The organism is Nocardiopsis sp. NPDC055824 (assembly GCF_053616335.1).
On sequence record NZ_JBSHDN010000151.1, the window covers coordinates 1 to 16318 of the forward strand.

10 protein-coding genes are annotated in these 16318 nt (G+C 72.2%); 6 read left to right on the forward strand and 4 right to left on the reverse strand.

Translation table 11 applies throughout. From position 1 onward, the window contains the following. Positions 1–537 precede the first annotated feature (537 nt). A complete protein-coding gene (locus ACWGL3_RS23890; protein WP_267945323.1) occupies positions 538–1692 on the forward strand; it encodes a S1 family peptidase in 1155 nt (384 codons plus the stop codon). 136 nt (positions 1693–1828) lie between these two features. Here the strand turns inward: ACWGL3_RS23890 and ACWGL3_RS23895 are convergent, their stop codons facing one another. Both ACWGL3_RS23895 and ACWGL3_RS23900 read right to left on the reverse strand, forming a co-directional pair. Then, the gene (locus tag ACWGL3_RS23895; protein WP_344180655.1) at positions 1829–3442 is read right to left on the reverse strand and encodes an amidohydrolase; all 1614 of its coding nucleotides are present in this window, start codon (positions 3440–3442) and stop codon (positions 1829–1831) included. Between the two features lie 107 nt (positions 3443–3549). After that, on the reverse strand, positions 3550–4848 hold the full coding sequence (locus tag ACWGL3_RS23900; protein WP_267945325.1) for an MFS transporter: 1299 nt from the start codon (positions 4846–4848) through the stop codon (positions 3550–3552). 189 nt (positions 4849–5037) lie between these two features. Between ACWGL3_RS23900 and ACWGL3_RS23905 the strand changes: the two genes are divergently transcribed. The 3 genes from ACWGL3_RS23905 (at position 5038) to ACWGL3_RS23915 (ending at position 8344) form a co-directional block, all read left to right on the forward strand. Continuing rightward, on the forward strand, positions 5038–6549 hold the full coding sequence (locus ACWGL3_RS23905) for a PucR family transcriptional regulator (RefSeq protein ID WP_267945326.1): 1512 nt from the start codon (positions 5038–5040) through the stop codon (positions 6547–6549). Between the two features lie 217 nt (positions 6550–6766). Next, entirely contained in the window at positions 6767–7429 is a 663-nt protein-coding gene (locus ACWGL3_RS23910) for a DUF4097 family beta strand repeat-containing protein (RefSeq protein ID WP_452461813.1), read from the forward strand. 69 nt (positions 7430–7498) lie between these two features. Then, the gene (locus ACWGL3_RS23915) at positions 7499–8344 is read left to right on the forward strand and encodes an alpha/beta fold hydrolase (RefSeq protein WP_267945328.1); all 846 of its coding nucleotides are present in this window, start codon (positions 7499–7501) and stop codon (positions 8342–8344) included. A gap of 731 nt (positions 8345–9075) precedes the next feature. On the opposite strand, the gene dop is transcribed toward ACWGL3_RS23915, so the two are convergent. Beyond that, positions 9076–10593: a depupylase/deamidase Dop gene (gene dop, locus ACWGL3_RS23920; protein WP_344180649.1), complete on the reverse strand. Its 1518-nt coding sequence runs from the start codon at positions 10591–10593 to the stop codon at positions 9076–9078. A 260-nt stretch (positions 10594–10853) separates the two neighbouring features. Next, a complete protein-coding gene (locus ACWGL3_RS23925) occupies positions 10854–12011 on the reverse strand; it encodes an FAD-dependent oxidoreductase (RefSeq protein WP_267945329.1) in 1158 nt (385 codons plus the stop codon). A gap of 670 nt (positions 12012–12681) precedes the next feature. Between ACWGL3_RS23925 and ACWGL3_RS23930 the strand changes: the two genes are divergently transcribed. Both ACWGL3_RS23930 and ACWGL3_RS23935 read left to right on the forward strand, forming a co-directional pair. Beyond that, positions 12682–13815, forward strand: coding sequence for an undecaprenyl-diphosphate phosphatase (locus ACWGL3_RS23930; RefSeq protein ID WP_267945330.1), 1134 nt, complete (start codon positions 12682–12684; stop codon positions 13813–13815). 559 nt (positions 13816–14374) lie between these two features. Continuing rightward, positions 14375–16015, forward strand: a complete 1641-nt coding sequence (locus ACWGL3_RS23935; RefSeq protein ID WP_267945331.1) for a septum formation family protein — start codon at positions 14375–14377, stop codon at positions 16013–16015. Positions 16016–16318: the final 303 nt, after the last annotated feature.

Genomic DNA, 16318 nt, shown 5'->3' on the forward strand with positions numbered 1-16318 from the left:
ACGTCCTGGGGCGTGCGGGGGTGCCCCCCCGGGGGGGGGCGGGCGTCCCGAAGGGGCGCCGGCCGCCCACGCGTCCGCATCCGGCCAGACGTCCGCGCCCGGGGCCGCGCCGCGAACCGTCCGCACAGCCCCTTTGGCACCTCTGTGACCTCTGGTGTTACATCCAGGTAGCCGGGCTGTCACGAACGGTACCGGGTACCGGTGTCCGCATCCGGCCACGGAGCATCCCTTGCGCACGGGCCACCGCTTCGATCCGTGAGCGCCCGACTGCGGAAACCGCAAGGTCGCACACCGGACGGCTACGCGTAGCCATGACGGAACAGAGGGTCATCGGACGATCCTTCGTACGTCTGAATAGATCAACACAGAGCGGGTCTTTCCCTCACCAAAGTGTCCATTTATGTTGGGGATCGTTTACCGGATGTCTCGGTGAATTCCGGACGTCGGAACAACTCCGTCCTTCGGAAATGGGGTTTCCGTCCCTACCGGCGCGGACACTCCGAATCCCCCTTGATCCCCCTTGGAGAGTAGACACCCATGCGACCCTCCCCCGTCATCTCCGCCATCGGCACGGGAGCCCTGGCCTTCGGCCTGGCCCTGTCCCTGGCACCGGGAGCCCTCGCGGCGACCGCCCCCCTCCCCCAGGGCCCCGTCGCCGACGACAACGCCGCCAGCATGTTCGAGGCCCTCGAGCGGGACCTCGACCTCACCCAGTCCGAGGCCGAGTCCCTCCTGGAGGCCCAGGAGGCCGCCCTGGAGATCGACGCAGAGGCCACCGAGGCAGCCGGCTCCGCCTACGGCGGTTCCACCTTCGACATCGACACCCACACCCTCACCGTCCTGGTGACCGACGCCGCGGCGGTCGAGGCCGTCGAGGCGACCGGCGCCGAGGCGAGCGTCGTCTCCTACGGGACCGAGGGCCTGGCCGAGGTCGTGGACGACCTCAACGCGGCCGACGTCCCGGAGGGCATCGTCGGCTGGTACCCGGACGTCACGAGCGACACCGTCGTGGTCGAGGTCCTGGAGGGCTCCGGCGCCGACATCGACGCCCTGCTCGCCGAGGCGGGCGTGGACGCCTCCGCCGTCCAGGTCCAGGAGACCAGCGAGACCCCCGAGACCTACGCCGACATCATCGGCGGCCTCGCCTACACCATGGGCGGACGCTGCTCGGTCGGCTTCGCCGCCACCAACAGCGCCGGACAGCCCGGCTTCGTCACCGCCGGCCACTGCGGCCGCGTCGGCACCGCGGTGACCATCGGCAACGGCCGCGGCACCTTCCAGAACTCGGTCTTCCCCGGCAACGACGCCGCGTTCGTGCGGGGCACCTCCAACTTCACGCTGACCAACCTGGTCTCCCGCTACAACTCCGGCGGCTACCAGAGCGTCACCGGCACCAGCCAGGCCGCCGTCGGCTCCGCCATCTGCCGCTCCGGCTCCACCACCGGCTGGCACTGCGGCACCATCCAGGCCCGCAACCAGACGGTGAGCTACCCGCAGGGCACCGTCTACTCGCTCACCCGCACCAACGTGTGCGCCGAGCCCGGTGACTCCGGCGGCTCGTTCATCTCCGGCTCGCAGGCCCAGGGCGTCACCTCCGGTGGCTCCGGCAACTGCTCCGTCGGCGGCACCACCTTCTACCAGGAGGTCCTGCCGATGGTGAACTCCTGGGGCGTCAGCATCCGCACCAGCTGACCCTCCTCACCACCCCTGACCGTCCCCGTCCGCGTCAGCGGGCGGGGACGCCCATGTCCCCGGGGCGGCACCGGGTGCCCGGCGCCGCCCCGGTGCTCCGCCCGGCCCCCGCGTGCGGCGGGACCGGGCAGGCCCCTCAGGAGGCGCGGTGGGCGACGCGCCCGTCCAGCACCGTCAACCAGGCGTCGACCTCGCGCAGCCGCTGCTCCGGCAGAGACTCGACGTCGCGGTCCAGGACCACCAGGTCGGCCAGGTATCCGGGGCGCAGGGCCCCCAGCCGGTCCTCCACACCGAGGGCGTGGGCGGCGTCCAGTGTGTGGGCGCGCAGCGCCTCGTGCAGGGTGACTGCCTGCTCGACACCGATCGGGGCGCCCTCCCGGGTGGTACGGCACACCGCGTTGGCGACGGTGTCCATCGGACGCAGGCTGGACACGAACGAGTCGCTGGACAGCACCGGGCGCAGACCCAGGTCGATCTCCTCGCGCATCGGCTGGAGCCGGTGCGCCCGCTCGCCGAGGCGGCGGACGAAGTCGCCGCCGCTGTCGTACAGGAAGTTGGGCTGGTTGACCGGGATGACCCCGTAGTCGGTGAAGCGCTTGGCCTGCTCCGGGGTCGGGTAGCCGCAGTGCTCCACCCGCGGGCGCGGGTCCGGGCCGGACACGCGCGCGGCCGAGGCGATGGCGGCCAGGGTGTTCTCCATCGCCGCGTCGCCCTGGGTGTGGATGGCCACCTGCCAGCCCTCTGCCGCCGCCCGCGTCACCAGGTCGACGAGCTGGTCGGGGTGGTGGTAGAGGCTGCCCGCGAACTCGCCCCGCTCGCCGTAGGGGACGCTGAACTTGGCTGTACCGCCAAGGAGGGTCCCGTCGGAGTAGAACTTCATGCCGGTCAGGCGCAGCCAGTCGTCGCCGAAGGGGCTCGCCAGCCCCGCGTGGGTGAGCGAGTCCAGCTGGTGGGAGAGCGGCATGCCGAACGTGCGCAGCGGCAGGGTCCCGGCGGCGCGGGCAGCCCGGTAGACGCGCAGCTCGCGCGCCGACACCTGCGGGTCGCACACGGTGGTGACACCGGCCGACAGGTAGGGGACGGCGGCGGCGGAGAGCCAGCCCAGCAGCTGCTCGGCCGGGAGGTCGGTGTGGAAGTTGGGGCCGTGGCAGCCGATGTCGACCGCCAGGGGCAGCAGCAGCTCCATAGCCGAGTCCAGGACCATCCCGGTCAGGCGCCCGCCCTCGTCGCGCACGAAGGAGCCGCCCGACGGGTCGGGGACGTCCTCGCCGATACCGCTCCAGGCCAGGGCGGCGGAGTTCACCACCGCCTGGTGGCCCGAGACGTGGTAGACGATGACCGGGTGCTCGCCGGTGGCGCCGTCCAGGTCGCGGCGGGTGGGGCGGCCCCCGGGGAACTTGGCGTCGTCCATGTGGAAGGCGCGGATCCACTGCCCCGGCGGGGTCCGCTCGGCCTCGGCCCCGATGACCGCGACCAGGTCGGCCGCACTGCCCACGCGCGGGTAGCCGGCGTCGACGGCGGCCAGCGACTCGGCGGTGGACAGCAGGTGGTTGTGCGGGTCGATGAACCCGGGCAGGACGGTCCGCCCGCCCGCGTCCACCTCGGTCGCGCCGGGACCTGCGGCGGCTCTGGCGGCCTCGACGCTCCCGGCGAGGCGGACCCGTCCGTCGAGCACGGCGACGGCCTCGGCCCGCGGGTTGGTGTCGTCCATGGTCAGGACGTTGGCGTTGTGGATGAGCAGACCGGACACGGGTGCGGTTCCTCCCTGGGTGGGGTGCCGCCGGACGGAAGGGCCCGGCGGCGGTGGGTGTGCGGTGGTGCCGCCGCGGTGCGGCGGCGGGTGTGCGGACGGCCGCGTCAGGCGGCGGTGACCAGGTCGTCGTCCTGGTGGCGGGGGGCCTTGGCCAGGCAGGCGATGCTCACCACGGCCATGGCCATGAGCAGGCCGGCGACGGGCAGGATGCTGCCGGTCACGGCGAACAGGGCCGTGCACACGATCGGGGACAGGCCGCCGAAGACGGCGCCCGCGACCTGGTAGGCGATGGAGATGCTGGTGTAGCGGGCCCGGGGCGGGAACATCTGGGCGAGGACGCGGGCGATGGGGCCGTAGACGGCGGCCATGGCCAGGCGCATGACGCACAGCATCACGAAGATCAGGAGGGTGCTGCCGGTCTCCATGACCAGGAACTGGGGCAGGGCCAGGACGATGACCCCCACCAGGCCGATGGTGACGACCCGGACGGTGCCGAATCGGTCGCCCAGCCAGGACACCCCGAGGGTGGCGACCAGCTCGACGAACGCGGCCAGGCTCAGGCCGTTGAGGATGACCTGTTCGCTGACGCCGACCTCGACGCCGTAGGCCTGGAGGAACGTGGTGACGATGTAGTAGCCGCCGACGGCCACGGGCAGGATGCCGATGCCCAGCAGCAGGGGGCGCCACGAGGTGCGCACGGCCTCGCGCAGGGGCAGTTCCGCCGGCCGGCCGTCGTTCTCCTGGACGGCCTCGAAGACCGGGGACTCCTCGACCTTCAACCGGATCAGCAGGCCCACCAGGACCAGCAGGACCGAGGCGAGGAAGGGCAGGCGCCAGCCCCAGGTGTACAGCAGGTCGGCGTCCCAGGCGGCGATGAGCCCGAACGAACCGGTGGCGAGCAGGGCGCCGGCGGGGTTGCCCAGCTGGGCGAAGGCGCCGTAGAACGTCTTGCGGTTCTCGGGGGCGTGCTCGACAGCCATCAGGACGGCGCCGCCCCACTCCCCGCCCACGGCGATGCCCTGCACGAAGCGCAGCAGCACCAGGAGCAGCGGGGCGATGAAGCCGGCCTGCTCGTAGGTGGGCAGGAGGCCCACGCAGAACGTGGCCACGCCCATCATCAGCAGCGTGATGACCAGCGCCGACTTGCGACCGAGCCGGTCACCGAAGTGGCCGAAGACGATCCCGCCGAGCGGGCGCGCGAAGAAGCCCACGGAGAAGGTGGCGAAGGACGCCATCAGCCCGATCATGGGGTCGGTGCCGGGCGGGAAGAACAGGGTGCCGAACACCAGGCTGGCGGCCGTGGCGTAGACGTAGAAGTCGAACCACTCGATGGTGGTGCCCACGAAGGCCGCTATCGCCGCACGCGCCGGGTGCGAGGACGTGGGGGCGGTCCGGTCTGACATGTGTACTCCGTTGCGCGTTCGGTGAGTCCCGGCCGCACCCCTGGGAGGGGTGTCGCCGCTGGCCACAGCCGGTTCGGATGTTGTTGTGACCGTAGACACCCCGACGCCGCCCGGGTCGGGACGGTCCGCACTCCACGCGCTGTTACAAATGTGCAAGGTGCACACAACCCCCTCCGGAGGTGGGATCCCGTGACGATCACGGTCGGCGACATCACCGCGAACCCCGCCCTGGAGGTGCGGGCCGCGGCCGGGCACACCGGCCTGGGCCGGTCCATCCGATGGGCGCACGTGACCGAGCTGCACGACCCGGTGCGGTGGCTCCGCGGCGGCGAACTGGTGCTGACGGTCGGGCTGGGGCTGGGCTCCGACGAGCGGTCGCGCCGGGAGTACGTCCGCCGCCTGCACGGGGCCGGGTGCGCGGGACTGGCCTTCGCGATCGACGTCTGGCTGCGCGAGATCCCGCCCGAGGTGCTGGAGGAGGGCGACGCCCTGGGTCTGCCGGTCCTGCGGGTGGAGGGCGAGACCCCGTTCATCGCGGTGGTGGAGACGGTCGCCGACCACTACGCGGCCGAGCGGACACGGGAACAGCACCGGCTGCTGACCGCGCAGGACGCGATGGCGCGCGCCGCCCTGCGGTCGGGGCCCGCCGGGGTGATGGGAGAGCTGTCCTCGTCGACGGCCGGGGCGTCCCTCCTGCTGGACCGGAACGGGATGACCAGTGTGTCGGTGCCGGACACCGAGCCCCCCTGGCACGCGACGGTGCGCTCGGCGCTGGCGGGACGCCCGCGCGGGATGACGCTGCTGGCGGACGGGGACGCGACGATCCTGCTCCAGACGCTGGGCCCGGCCGGGCGGACGCTGGGCTGGTTGGCGCTGCACTGCCCGTTCCCGGTCACCCCCCACGTGCGGATGCTCGCCAACCACGCGGCGTCGCTGCTGGCGGTGGACCTCCTGCACTCGCGCGACGCCCGGCGGGCGCTGTACCGCGAGCGCGCGCCCGTGCTCCGCGCCGTCGCGACCGGACGCCCCCAGGTCCAGCTGACCCTGCCCGTCCCCCCGTGGGAGGTGGTGTGCCTGCGAACCCCCGACCCGGTCGCCCTGATGGACCGCGCGGCGGACGCGCTGGTCGACGTGCTGGGCGACACCGACGTGGCCCACCGGGTGGGACTCGCCGCCCTGGACGACGTGCTGCTGGCGGTGCTGCCCGCGAGCGGTCGGCCGCACACCGGGGAGCGCCTGTTCACGGCCCTGGCCTCGGAGGCGGACGGCCCCTCCGCCGCGGGTGCGTGCGGCGCGCGCCGTCCGGACGACCTGCCCTCCGCCGTGGACCGGGCCCGCAACGCCGCCGCCGACGGCTACCGGCACGTGGACGAGGCCGACGCGTGGGCCCTGCTCCGGTCCTCGGTCCCGGCGACCGGAGCACGCGTCTTCGACCAGGCGGTCCTGGGGCAGCTGCGCGACCACGACGCGCGCAACGCGACGGAGCTGGCGCACACGCTGCTGCACTACCTGGACAACAGCGCCCAGGTGGAGGCGACCGCACGGGACCTCGGGATCCACCGCAACACGCTGCGTTCGCGGCTGCGCATCGCCGAGCGGGTCATGGGCCGGTCCCTGGACGACCCCCGCACCCGGTTGGAGCTGTGGACCGCGCTGAGCCTGGACCCCATGCCCTGCTTCGACGGCATCTGGCACAGCTGACCGGGAGCGGCGGCCCCGACCGGCCCCCCATAGCGTTCATCCTTCAACCATTGCAATGAACAACACCCCCATCGTTGCATTATCTCGACTCTCACTGCAACACTTTCACGGTATTCACCTGCGCTGATGGCAATTTCGCGCAACAAGGATGTTGCCGAACAAGGAAAGACAACGTAGCGTTTCCCGTATCAGAAACAAACGAGCACGGGAGCACACGATGCAGAAGTTCACCACCCCCACCCCGGTCTCCGCCGTCCTGGACGTCCCCGCCGGCCGCATCCAGATCATCGCCGCGGACCGTGCCGACACCACCGTCGAGGTCCGGCCCGCCGACCCCTCAAAGAACCGCGACACCAGGGCCGCCGAGCAGACCACCGTCGCCTACACCGACGGCGTCCTGCGGATCACGGCCCCGGCCCCCGACCGGCTCTTCGGCTCCACCGGGTCCCTGGACGTCACCGTCCGGCTGCCCGCCGGCTCGGCCGTCGAGGCCACGTCCGCCGCCACAGAGCTGCGCGGTGTCGGACGCCTCGGTGACGTCGCCTTCGAGGGCTCCCACCGGCGGACCAAGATCGACGAGGCCGCGAGCGTCCGCCTCACCGCCATCGACGGCGACGTCGAGGTCGGCCGACTCAACGGCCCCGCCGAGATCAGCACCACCCGGGGCGACATCCGCATCGCCGAAGCGGTACGCGGCACGGTCGTACTGCGCACCCAGTCCGGCGACATCTCGGTCACCGCCGCCACCGGCGTCTCGGCCTCCCTGGACGCCGGCGCCGACCGGGGCCGCATCAGCAACGCCCTCAAGAACGACGGCGCCGCCGAACTCGACATCCGCGCCACCACCTCGCTCGGCGACATCACCGCCAGCAGCCTCTGAGAAAGCACGACCGGGCCGACACGGAGCCCTGACCACTCCCGCAGAAAACCAGACAGGACAAGGCGAGACATGACGAAGAACAGCACTTCCCCGACCCGCGCGGCATGGACCGGCATGGTGCCGGTCGACGACACGGCGCTGGCCGTCACCGACACCGGCGGCCCCGGCACCCCCGTCGTCTACCTCAACGGACAGTTCGCCACCCAGGGCTACTGGCGCCGGGTCATCGCCGACCTGGGCCCCGGATGGCGGCACATCACCTACGACGAACGGGCCCGCGGCAGGAAGTCGCAGACGTCGGCGGACTACTCCTTCGAGATCGCCGTCCGCGACGTCGACGCCGTCCTGGCGGCCAGGGGCGTGGAGCGGGCCCTGGTCGTGGGCTGGTCCTACGGCGCGTTCGTCGGAGCGCACTGGGCCAGCCGCAACCCGGACCGGGCCCTGGGCGCGGTCCTGGTCGACGGCGCCTTCCCCTACGACTGGATCGACGAGGCCACGGAGCAGCGGATCCGGAAGCTGTTCAAGCGGTTGAGCCCCTTCATGACGCTGATGCGTCCGACGGGCCTGACCCCGCGGATGAACGCCGAGCAGATGGCGGACAGCAACATCGAGCTCGGCCGGATCTCCCGGGAAGGCGAACTGGGCCCGGTGCTGGACGCCATCGCCGTCCCGACACGGTACGTGGTCGCCTCGGGGACGTCCTTCGGCAGCAAGGGTGACGAGCAGGAACAGATACGCACCAGTCTCGACGAGGTGACCGCGCGCAACCCCCGCATCCGGGTCAGCGCGAAGGTCCCCAGCAACCACGGCGCGATCCTCAAGAAGGACTTCCACGCCATCGCCGAGGCCGTACGCGAGGCCGCGGCCCAGGGGGGCGAGCCCGCGAGCGAGCCCGGGCAGCCGCCGGCGGCGTGACCCCTTCCGGCGAGGGGTCGGCTGCGGAGCAGCCCTCGGGCGCCCGTCCGTCCCGGAAAAGGGAAGTGCCCCCGCGCGACGCTCGGTCGCGCGGGGGCCTCCGCGTCTCGCCGGACCCTGCGGCATCCCCCGATACCGGCGGTCCGGCGCGGGCCGCGCGCGCACCCCCATGAGCGCCCGGCCCCGCACCCGCGCTGTGTCATCCCGGGACCGCACGACCGTAGAGGCCGTACCCCCTGGTCCTCGGGGCGCGCAGATGCGTTACACCCCTCTCTACCCGATTCGCCGCGGGCAAACATGGGACTGCCACACGACTCGGAGCGGCCTCGGAAGCGGGGATCCCGCCACAGGCTTTCAGGACATAGCGGTCGGCGCCTGGCCTGCGAAAACCGTCCTCAGGCACGGTTTGGAGGGCCACCCCGTGCGGAACTCCGGTGTGCACGGGCTCACACTTCCGCCGCTGTCCGCCGAGTCTGTCCCCGCGTGCGCGGGGCTCACAACGACCGCGCCCGCCAGATGCTCGATGCCCCCGGTCCATCCCCGCGTGCGCGGGGCTCACTCGGGCATCGAAACCCTGCTGGAGTGGACGGCCGGTCCATCCCCGCGTGCGCGGGGCTCACAGTTGTCTACCTGCGCAAACGCAGGGCGTTATCTCCGCGTGATCAAACGGGGGACCGCAGCGACCGAGGGGCGGAACCTCGCGGTCCCGCCCCAGACGTCGTCTCAGTACCTCACTGCCTGCGGGTGAGCACCGCGACCAGGTCCGCCGCGGTGTCCGAAGCGTCCAGCAGGGCTCCCACGTGCTCCTTGGTTCCCCGGCGGGGCTCCAGGGTGGGAACCCGCTGGAGGGAGTCGTAGCCGGGCAGGTCGAAGATCACCGAGTCCCAGGAGGCCGCGGCGACCTCGTCCGCGTACTTGGCCAGGCAGCGGCCCCGGAAGTAGGCCCGGGTGTCCTCCGGCGGCTCGGTGACCGCGCGGTTCACCTCGGCCTCCTCCACCAGGCGCTGCATACGGCCGCGGGCCACCAGCCGGTTGTAGATGCCCTTCTCCGGGCGCACGTCCGAGTACTGGAGGTCCACCAGCTGCAGGCGTGGGTGCGACCACTCCAGGTTGTCCCGCGACCGGTACCCCTCCAGCACCTTCAGCTTGGCGACCCAGTCCAGCTCCGCAGCCAGGCTCATCGGGTCGGACCCCAGCCTGCTCAGCACCGACTCCCACCGGTCCAGGACGTCGGCGGTGTCCGGGTCGACGTCGGTGCCGAAGCGGTCCTCCACGTACTTGCGCGCCTGGTCCAGGTACTCGCCCTGCAGTTCCAGCGCGGTCATCCTGCGCCCGTCGCGCAGCTTCACCCTGTGGGTGAGCCCCGGATCGTGCGAGACCGCCCTCAGGTCCGCCACCGGGGTCTCCAGCGACAGGTCCACGCTCAGGAACCCGTCCTCGATCATCGACAGCACCAGCGCGGTCGTCCCCAGCTTGAGGTAGGTGGAGATCTCGCTCATGTTGGCGTCGCCGATGATGACGTGCAGCCGCCGGTACCGGTCGGGGTCGGCGTGCGGCTCGTCCCGGGTGTTGATGATGGGGCGCTTGAGGGTCGTCTCCAGACCCACCTCGACCTCGAAGAAGTCGGCGCGCTGGGAGATCTGGAACCCGCTGCCCTGGCCGTCCGAGCCGATGCCGACCTTGCCCGCGCCGCACACCACCTGCCGGGAGACGAAGAACGGGATGAGGTGCCGGACGATGTCGCCGAACGGCGTCGACCGGTTCATCAGGTAGTTCTCGTGGCAGCCGTAGGAGGCGCCCTTGTTGTCGGTGTTGTTCTTGTACAGCTGGATGGGGTCGATGCCCGGGGTGGTCCCGGCCCGCGCGGACGCGTCCGCCATCACGCGCTCCCCGGCCTTGTCCCACAGCACCGCGTCGAGCGGGTTGGTGACCTCCGGCGCGGAGTACTCGGGGTGGGCGTGGTCCACGTACAGGCGGGCGCCGTTGGTGAGGATGACGTTGGCCAGCCCCAGGTCCTCGTCCGTGAGCTGCGTGGGGTCGGCGACCTCACGCGCGAGGTCGAAGCCGCGCGCGTCGCGCAGCGGGTTCTCCTCCTCGAAGTCCCAGCGGGCACGTCGCGCCCGGGCCGCCGAGGCGGCCAGGTAGGCGTTGACCACCTGGGTGGAGGTGACCATCGCATTGGCCCCGGGGTTGCCTGGCACGGAGATCCCGTACTCGGTCTCGATACCCATAATCCGCCGCACACTCATGGTGAGAGGTTATCCACCGCGACCCGCTCTTGAACGCTTCCGCGCCAATCGTGGCCCAAGCGCCGTCTTCCCGGGCGTTTCGCCGCAAGCGTCGGATCCGTTGTCATCGCAGGTCGCAACGGATCCCGGAACACCAGTGGGGAAAATCGGAGGCGTTTGCGCCATCCGTTCTTTTTTCTCCGGCGGCGGTGGAGACGGCGGAACCGCCCTCCGGTGCCCGGTCCCGTTCCCGCCTTTCCTCCCCGCCGCCCGGCCTGCGGTCAGCCCCGGGCCTGCGGTCCTCGCGGAGCGTTCCGCAGGGCGTTGCTGACCAGCTTCAGATACCCCTCCAGCAGTCCGCCCATCGCGGCCGGGGAGAGCGGTACCGGCCTCGTCCCCCTCATACGCTGGGTCGGCTGGTGACCGGAGACCCAGGAGGCCCGAGCGGCCCGCGGGCCGCGCACCCGCTCGTACCGGCGCAGGGCCGGGGCCGCGTCGGCCCCCGGGACGCCGTCCAGCGCGGCGCTCAGCACCAGGGCGTCCTCCAGCGCCTGGTTCGCCCCCTGCGCGGTCGAGGGGGGAAAGGCGTGCACGGCGTCGCCCAGGAGGGTGATCCGCCCGCTGCCCCAGGTCTTCGGGACCGGGGTCTGCACGTGGGGGAAGCTGGTGACGTCCTCGTCCTTCGCGTGGGCCAGCACCGCGCGGACGTCCGGATCGGTCCATGCCCCGAAGCGCTCCCGCAGCACCTCCGCGGGCGAGGCGGGCTCGGGGTCCCCGGGGGCCCAGGGGAGGTCGAACCACCACTGCACCATCCCGCCGCCGGTGGGGATGATGCCGCACGTCCCCCCGGGTCCGGTCAGCCAGCGCGAGGTGGTGCTCTCGGCGAGCGGAACCGGCAGCGGGGTCAGGCCCTGCCAGCTGGCGTAGCCGCGCGGGCGGGGCACGTCACCGGGGCGCAGGCAGGCACGGACCGCCGAGTGGACGCCGTCCGCGCCGATCACGGCGTCGGCGCGGGCGGTGGTGCCGTCCTCGAACAGCGCCGTCACGCCGTCGGCGTCCTGTCGCACACCGGTGCACGCCGGACCGAAGCGGACGACGCCGTCCGGGAGTTGCGACGCCAGCCGGTCCAGCAGCTCGCGGCGCGGGAGGCACAGGTTGGGCCACCCGAGGCGCGCGGAGACGGACCGCAGGTCGATCCGGTACAGCTCGGCGCCGGTGTGCGTGGATCCGATGATGACCTCGGTGGGGCGCCCCAGCCCGGTCGGGTCGATGCCCAGCCCGCCCAGGGCCGCCGTGCCGTTGGACCACAGCGCCAGGGCCGCTCCGCCGGTGCGCAGTACCTCGCCCCGCTCGAAGACCCGTACGTCGTGTCCCCTGCGCCTGAGGCCGACGGCCGCCGCCAGCCCGCCGACTCCGGCTCCGATGATGACGACGTCCATGGCTCTCTCCCCTGGTGCTGTCCGTCCGTGGCACTCACGCTAGGGGCCCTCTCCGGGAGGCCCGCACGGGGTCGGGTATGGGCGAAAAGCCGCTGTTCATTCCGCTCGGGCGCCCCAGAACCCGCCCCCGTCTGCGGCAACGGGGACCGGGTACGGCAGGGGCGGAGCAGGCGCCGGCGGCAGGGGATCACGCCTCGCCCGGCCCGCACGGAGCGCGGGACCGGGAAGACGCGCACCCCCGGAACAGGCGTTTCACGGTGGTGACCCGTACGGAGGGAAACCCTGGCCGCTTCCGGACAAGAACCCTGCCGCGTTCGGCCCCTGCGCCGTCGGCCCCGCCCCGAGTCGCGAACCGCTACCCGACGCAGCTATGGTGTGACGTTGAGTCACGCCTCGGACGCCTCTCGTCGGACGGCCGTCGCCTCACCCCGCGCCACCTCGCCTGCGTCGCGGCCGACCCGCCGGGAATTCCGGTGGCGGCTCCGCGTACGCTCGGACCTCCCGGGAGCGGGCCGCCGTGCCCGCCCCGCCGAACGCGGCGCCGATCCGACCGGGAACGGACGCTGTGGGCCCCGCCGCCCTCGGCCGGCTTCCCGGAGCATCCCCCGCCGCTCACCCGCCACCCCGCCCTCCCCAGGGGCGCCCGAAGCAGCCTGGAGCAGTTCCCGCCGTGTCCCTCTTCGAAGCCATCGTCCTCGGCCTGGTCCAGGGGCTGACCGAGTTCCTGCCCGTCTCCTCCAGCGGACACCTGCGCGTGATGTCCGCGTTCTTCGGCTGGCCCGACCCCGGGGCCGCCTTCACCGCCGTCAGCCAGCTCGGCACCGAGCTGGCGGTCCTGATCTACTTCCGGCAGCGGATCTGGGCCATCCTCTCCACCTGGACCAGGTCGCTGTTCGACCGCGAGCTGCGCGGCGACATCCACGCGCGCCTGGGCTGGTACGTCATCCTCGGCTCCCTGCCGATCGTGGTCCTGGGCCTGCTCCTGGAGGAGCAGATCGACAGCGTCTTCCGCGACCTGCGCCTGATCGCGCTGACCCTCATCGTCTTCGGCGTGATCCTCGGCATCGTCGACCGGTACACGCGCAAGCACCGGGGGATCGAGGACCTCACGGCCTCACGCGGCCTGGTCTTCGGCCTCTTCCAGGCCCTCTCCCTCATCCCGGGCGTGTCCCGGTCTGGCGGCACCGTCACCGGCGGGATGCTGCTCGGGTTCACGCGCAAGGACGCGGCCGAGTACTCCTTCCTGCTCGCGCTGCCCGCCGTGTTCGGCTCCGGCCTGTACAAGCTGACCGACATCGGCGGGAACGAGTACGCGGGGTGGGGGGCCACGATCGTGGGAACCCTCGTCGCCGGCGTGGTCGGGTTCGTGGTGATCGCCTGGCTGATGCGCTTCATCTCCACGCACAGCTTCATGCCGTTCGTCTACTACCGCGTGGGCCTGGGCATCCTCATCCTGGCCCTGGTGAGCTGGGGCGTGCTCGACCCCGAGGGCGGCGCGGAGTCGCAGGCGGCCAGGAGCGACGTCGTGGCGGTGGAGCAGGAGGAGGAGCGGCAGGAGGAGGAGCCCGCGCCCTCCGCCGCGCCGACGGCGGAGCCCTCGGCCCAGCCCTCCGAGGCTCCCGCGCCGACCGTGGACCCCGTCACCGGCTGGGAGGTCGACCCCGAGGTGGGTCTGCCGCGCAACCCGGACACCGGGCTGTACCACGACCCCGAGCTGGGCATGGACGTGGACTACGACCCCGCGACGGGTCTGGCCACCAACCCGGTGACCGGCGAGGCCTACGACCCCCTGGCCGGCGACTGAGCCCGTTCCCGGACCGTACGAGGGGCGGTTCCCGTGTACGCGGGAACCGCCCGCACGGTGACGGTCCGCCGCGGCCCCGAGTCCGGAACCGGGCCGCTGGGGCGCCTCCCCGCCATGGCCCGCAGCAGCTTCTACATTCACCCTAAATCACCCCGAATCCGACCTTTTGCCCAAAACCAGAAAGCGCACGAACTTCGCCTCTCCAGCCCCATAAACAAACGCGGACTCCTCGCCGTCTCCCAGGTTTTTCCTGTTCGGGACCTTCGTCAGGTTCGCGAGGAGGCCGGTGGAGCGGCAGACTCCCGAGCGGTTTCGAAAAACCGTGTCCACTTCCGGACATGGACGCGCAACCACCGACTCCGAGGGCGTTCTACGATTTCAGACCGTTCCTTTTCCTGTTCCGAGGGCTGTGGAACGACCGTTTTCCACGAACCCGGTAAACCGTTGTCGCATTCCTCCTTGTGCGCGCGCACCGCGTCGTTATAGTGGTGGCCCCCACCGGCCGGCCCCCTCGCGTCATCGCGACGCATGCCGCCGGAACCGAGGAGGAGCGCCTTCGATGGATCCCGAAACACTCGCCTCCCAGGTGTTTCCCTATGTGAAAGGCGCGATCAGCGCCTACGGGCAGGCGGTGCTGACACAGACCGAGGACGCGGCGGCGAGCGGCACCGTGCGGCTCGGCCAGCGGGTGCTGGCCGCCGTGCTCAGGCGCGGGAGGACCGCACCCCAGGTCGAGGACGCGGTCAGAGGGCTCGCCGCTGCGCCGGAGGACCCCGGCGCAGCAGGGGAACTCCACGGCCGGATCAGGCAGGCCCTGCAGGAGGACCCGGGTCTGACCAGGGAGGTGGCCGCCATGATGAACATACGGGTGTCCTCCTTCACGGTGACGGGCCACCACAACGTGAGCGTGGGCGGTGACCATCAGGGCCCGATCCACATGGGCGACAACACCAGCAACACGCACCACAACGTCCACCACACGGTGCACAACACCGTCCACGAGCGGAAGATCAGCGGCTTCTCCATCGCCGCGCTCGTCCTGGGCCTGCTGGGCTTCCTCGTCCTGCCCATCCCCTTCGCCATCGTCTTCGGGCTCCTGGCCCTCACCCGGGTGCTCCGGTCGCCGTCCCAGGCCCAGATCCCGGGCGCCGACCAGGCCGGTGGCGGCGCGTCCGCCGCCGGAGGACCGTCCGCGGCGGGGCCCCGGGAAGCGATGACCGGCCCCGCGGGCCCGACCGGCAAGGACGCCGGGGCCGCGGCGAACAGCACTCCCCCTCCGACCGAGCCCGCCTGGCCGTCCGGACCCGCCGCCGACCCGGCGGCCGGCGCACCCGACGGGCGCGTGGGCGAGGCGGGGCCTTCCGGCGCCGAGGCGCCCTCGGGCACGGACCCCGCCGCTCCGTTCACGCCGGACCGGTCGGTGAGCCAGACCGACCCCTCGGGTTCGGCCACTCCCCCCGGGGCAGACCCGGCCGCGCCGATCACGCCGGACCGGTTCGCAGGCCAGGCGGAATTCCACGCGGGCGTGTACCCGCAACCGGCGCCCACGCCCGGTGCGGCGGGTCCGCCGTTCACACCTCCGCTCGCCGAGGCGTCGGCCCCCTTCGTCCCGGCAGCCGGAAGCGGGTTCGCGGCCGCCAAGGCGATCAGCGTCGTCTTCTCCCTGGTCGGGCTCCTGGCAGCAGGCATGTGGGGCCTCGGGTGGACGGCCGCGGCCGTCATCGTCGCGCAGGCGGACTCCGGTTCCTACGCCTCGGAGGACACGGACCTGTCCATCCCGGGCACGCTCCCCTCCGCCTCCGGCGAGGGAGAGGGCCCCTCCCCCGTCGACCTGTGCGAGCCCTCGCCCGGATACGCCACGGTGTGCACGCTGGAGACCGGCGACTGCTTCATCGACCCGGCGACCGCCGAGTTCTACGAGGTCGAGCTCACCTCCTGCGACGAGCCGCACAACGCCCAGGTGATCGGCTCCTACTCCCCCTCAGGGAGCGACTGGCCCGGGGAGGCGGCCTTCACCGCCGACATCGACGCCACGTGCAGCCCCATGAGCGAAAGCGCCCTGGACCCCGCGCGCATGCCGGACACGTACTTCGTCGGCTACATCGCCCCGAACGAGGAATCGTGGGACTACGGGATCCAGGAGGCCTTCTGCTACGTGGCCGCCGACGGCGAGTCGTGGACCACATCCCTCACCTGGTGACCGGGCGTCAGACGGGTCCGCCGTGACGGAAGCCGGCACGACCGGCGGTCCCGTCGCGGCGGACCGGCCCCTGCGATCGGGGCGGCGGGGTCGCGCACGCCCGGACGACCGGGGGGTGAGCCCGCTTCGTGTCCGGAAAGGTCGGCGCCGGCTCCGGGCTGTCAGGGCCCTGCCTCGGCGGGCAGGACTGCCTCCTGGCCGCGTTCTCGCGCAGAGAGAGGTGCCGTAGCCTTCCCGCGTTCGTGGCCGGGGCAGGGGAAGCCCTGTTCCCTCACGCCCGGTCCCCCGCGGCCACGTCGTGGC

Coding starts and splice junctions, on each gene's coding strand:
- ACWGL3_RS23890 (WP_267945323.1), top strand. CDS start 538: ATGCGACCCTCCCCCGTCATCTCCGCCATCGGCACGGGAGCCCTGGCC.
- ACWGL3_RS23900 (WP_267945325.1), bottom strand. CDS start 4,848: ATGTCAGACCGGACCGCCCCCACGTCCTCGCACCCGGCGCGTGCGGCG.
- ACWGL3_RS23910 (WP_452461813.1), top strand. CDS start 6,767: ATGCAGAAGTTCACCACCCCCACCCCGGTCTCCGCCGTCCTGGACGTC.
- ACWGL3_RS23915 (WP_267945328.1), top strand. CDS start 7,499: ATGACGAAGAACAGCACTTCCCCGACCCGCGCGGCATGGACCGGCATG.
- dop (WP_344180649.1), bottom strand. CDS start 10,593: ATGAGTGTGCGGCGGATTATGGGTATCGAGACCGAGTACGGGATCTCC.
- ACWGL3_RS23925 (WP_267945329.1), bottom strand. CDS start 12,011: ATGGACGTCGTCATCATCGGAGCCGGAGTCGGCGGGCTGGCGGCGGCC.
- ACWGL3_RS23935 (WP_267945331.1), top strand. CDS start 14,375: ATGGATCCCGAAACACTCGCCTCCCAGGTGTTTCCCTATGTGAAAGGC.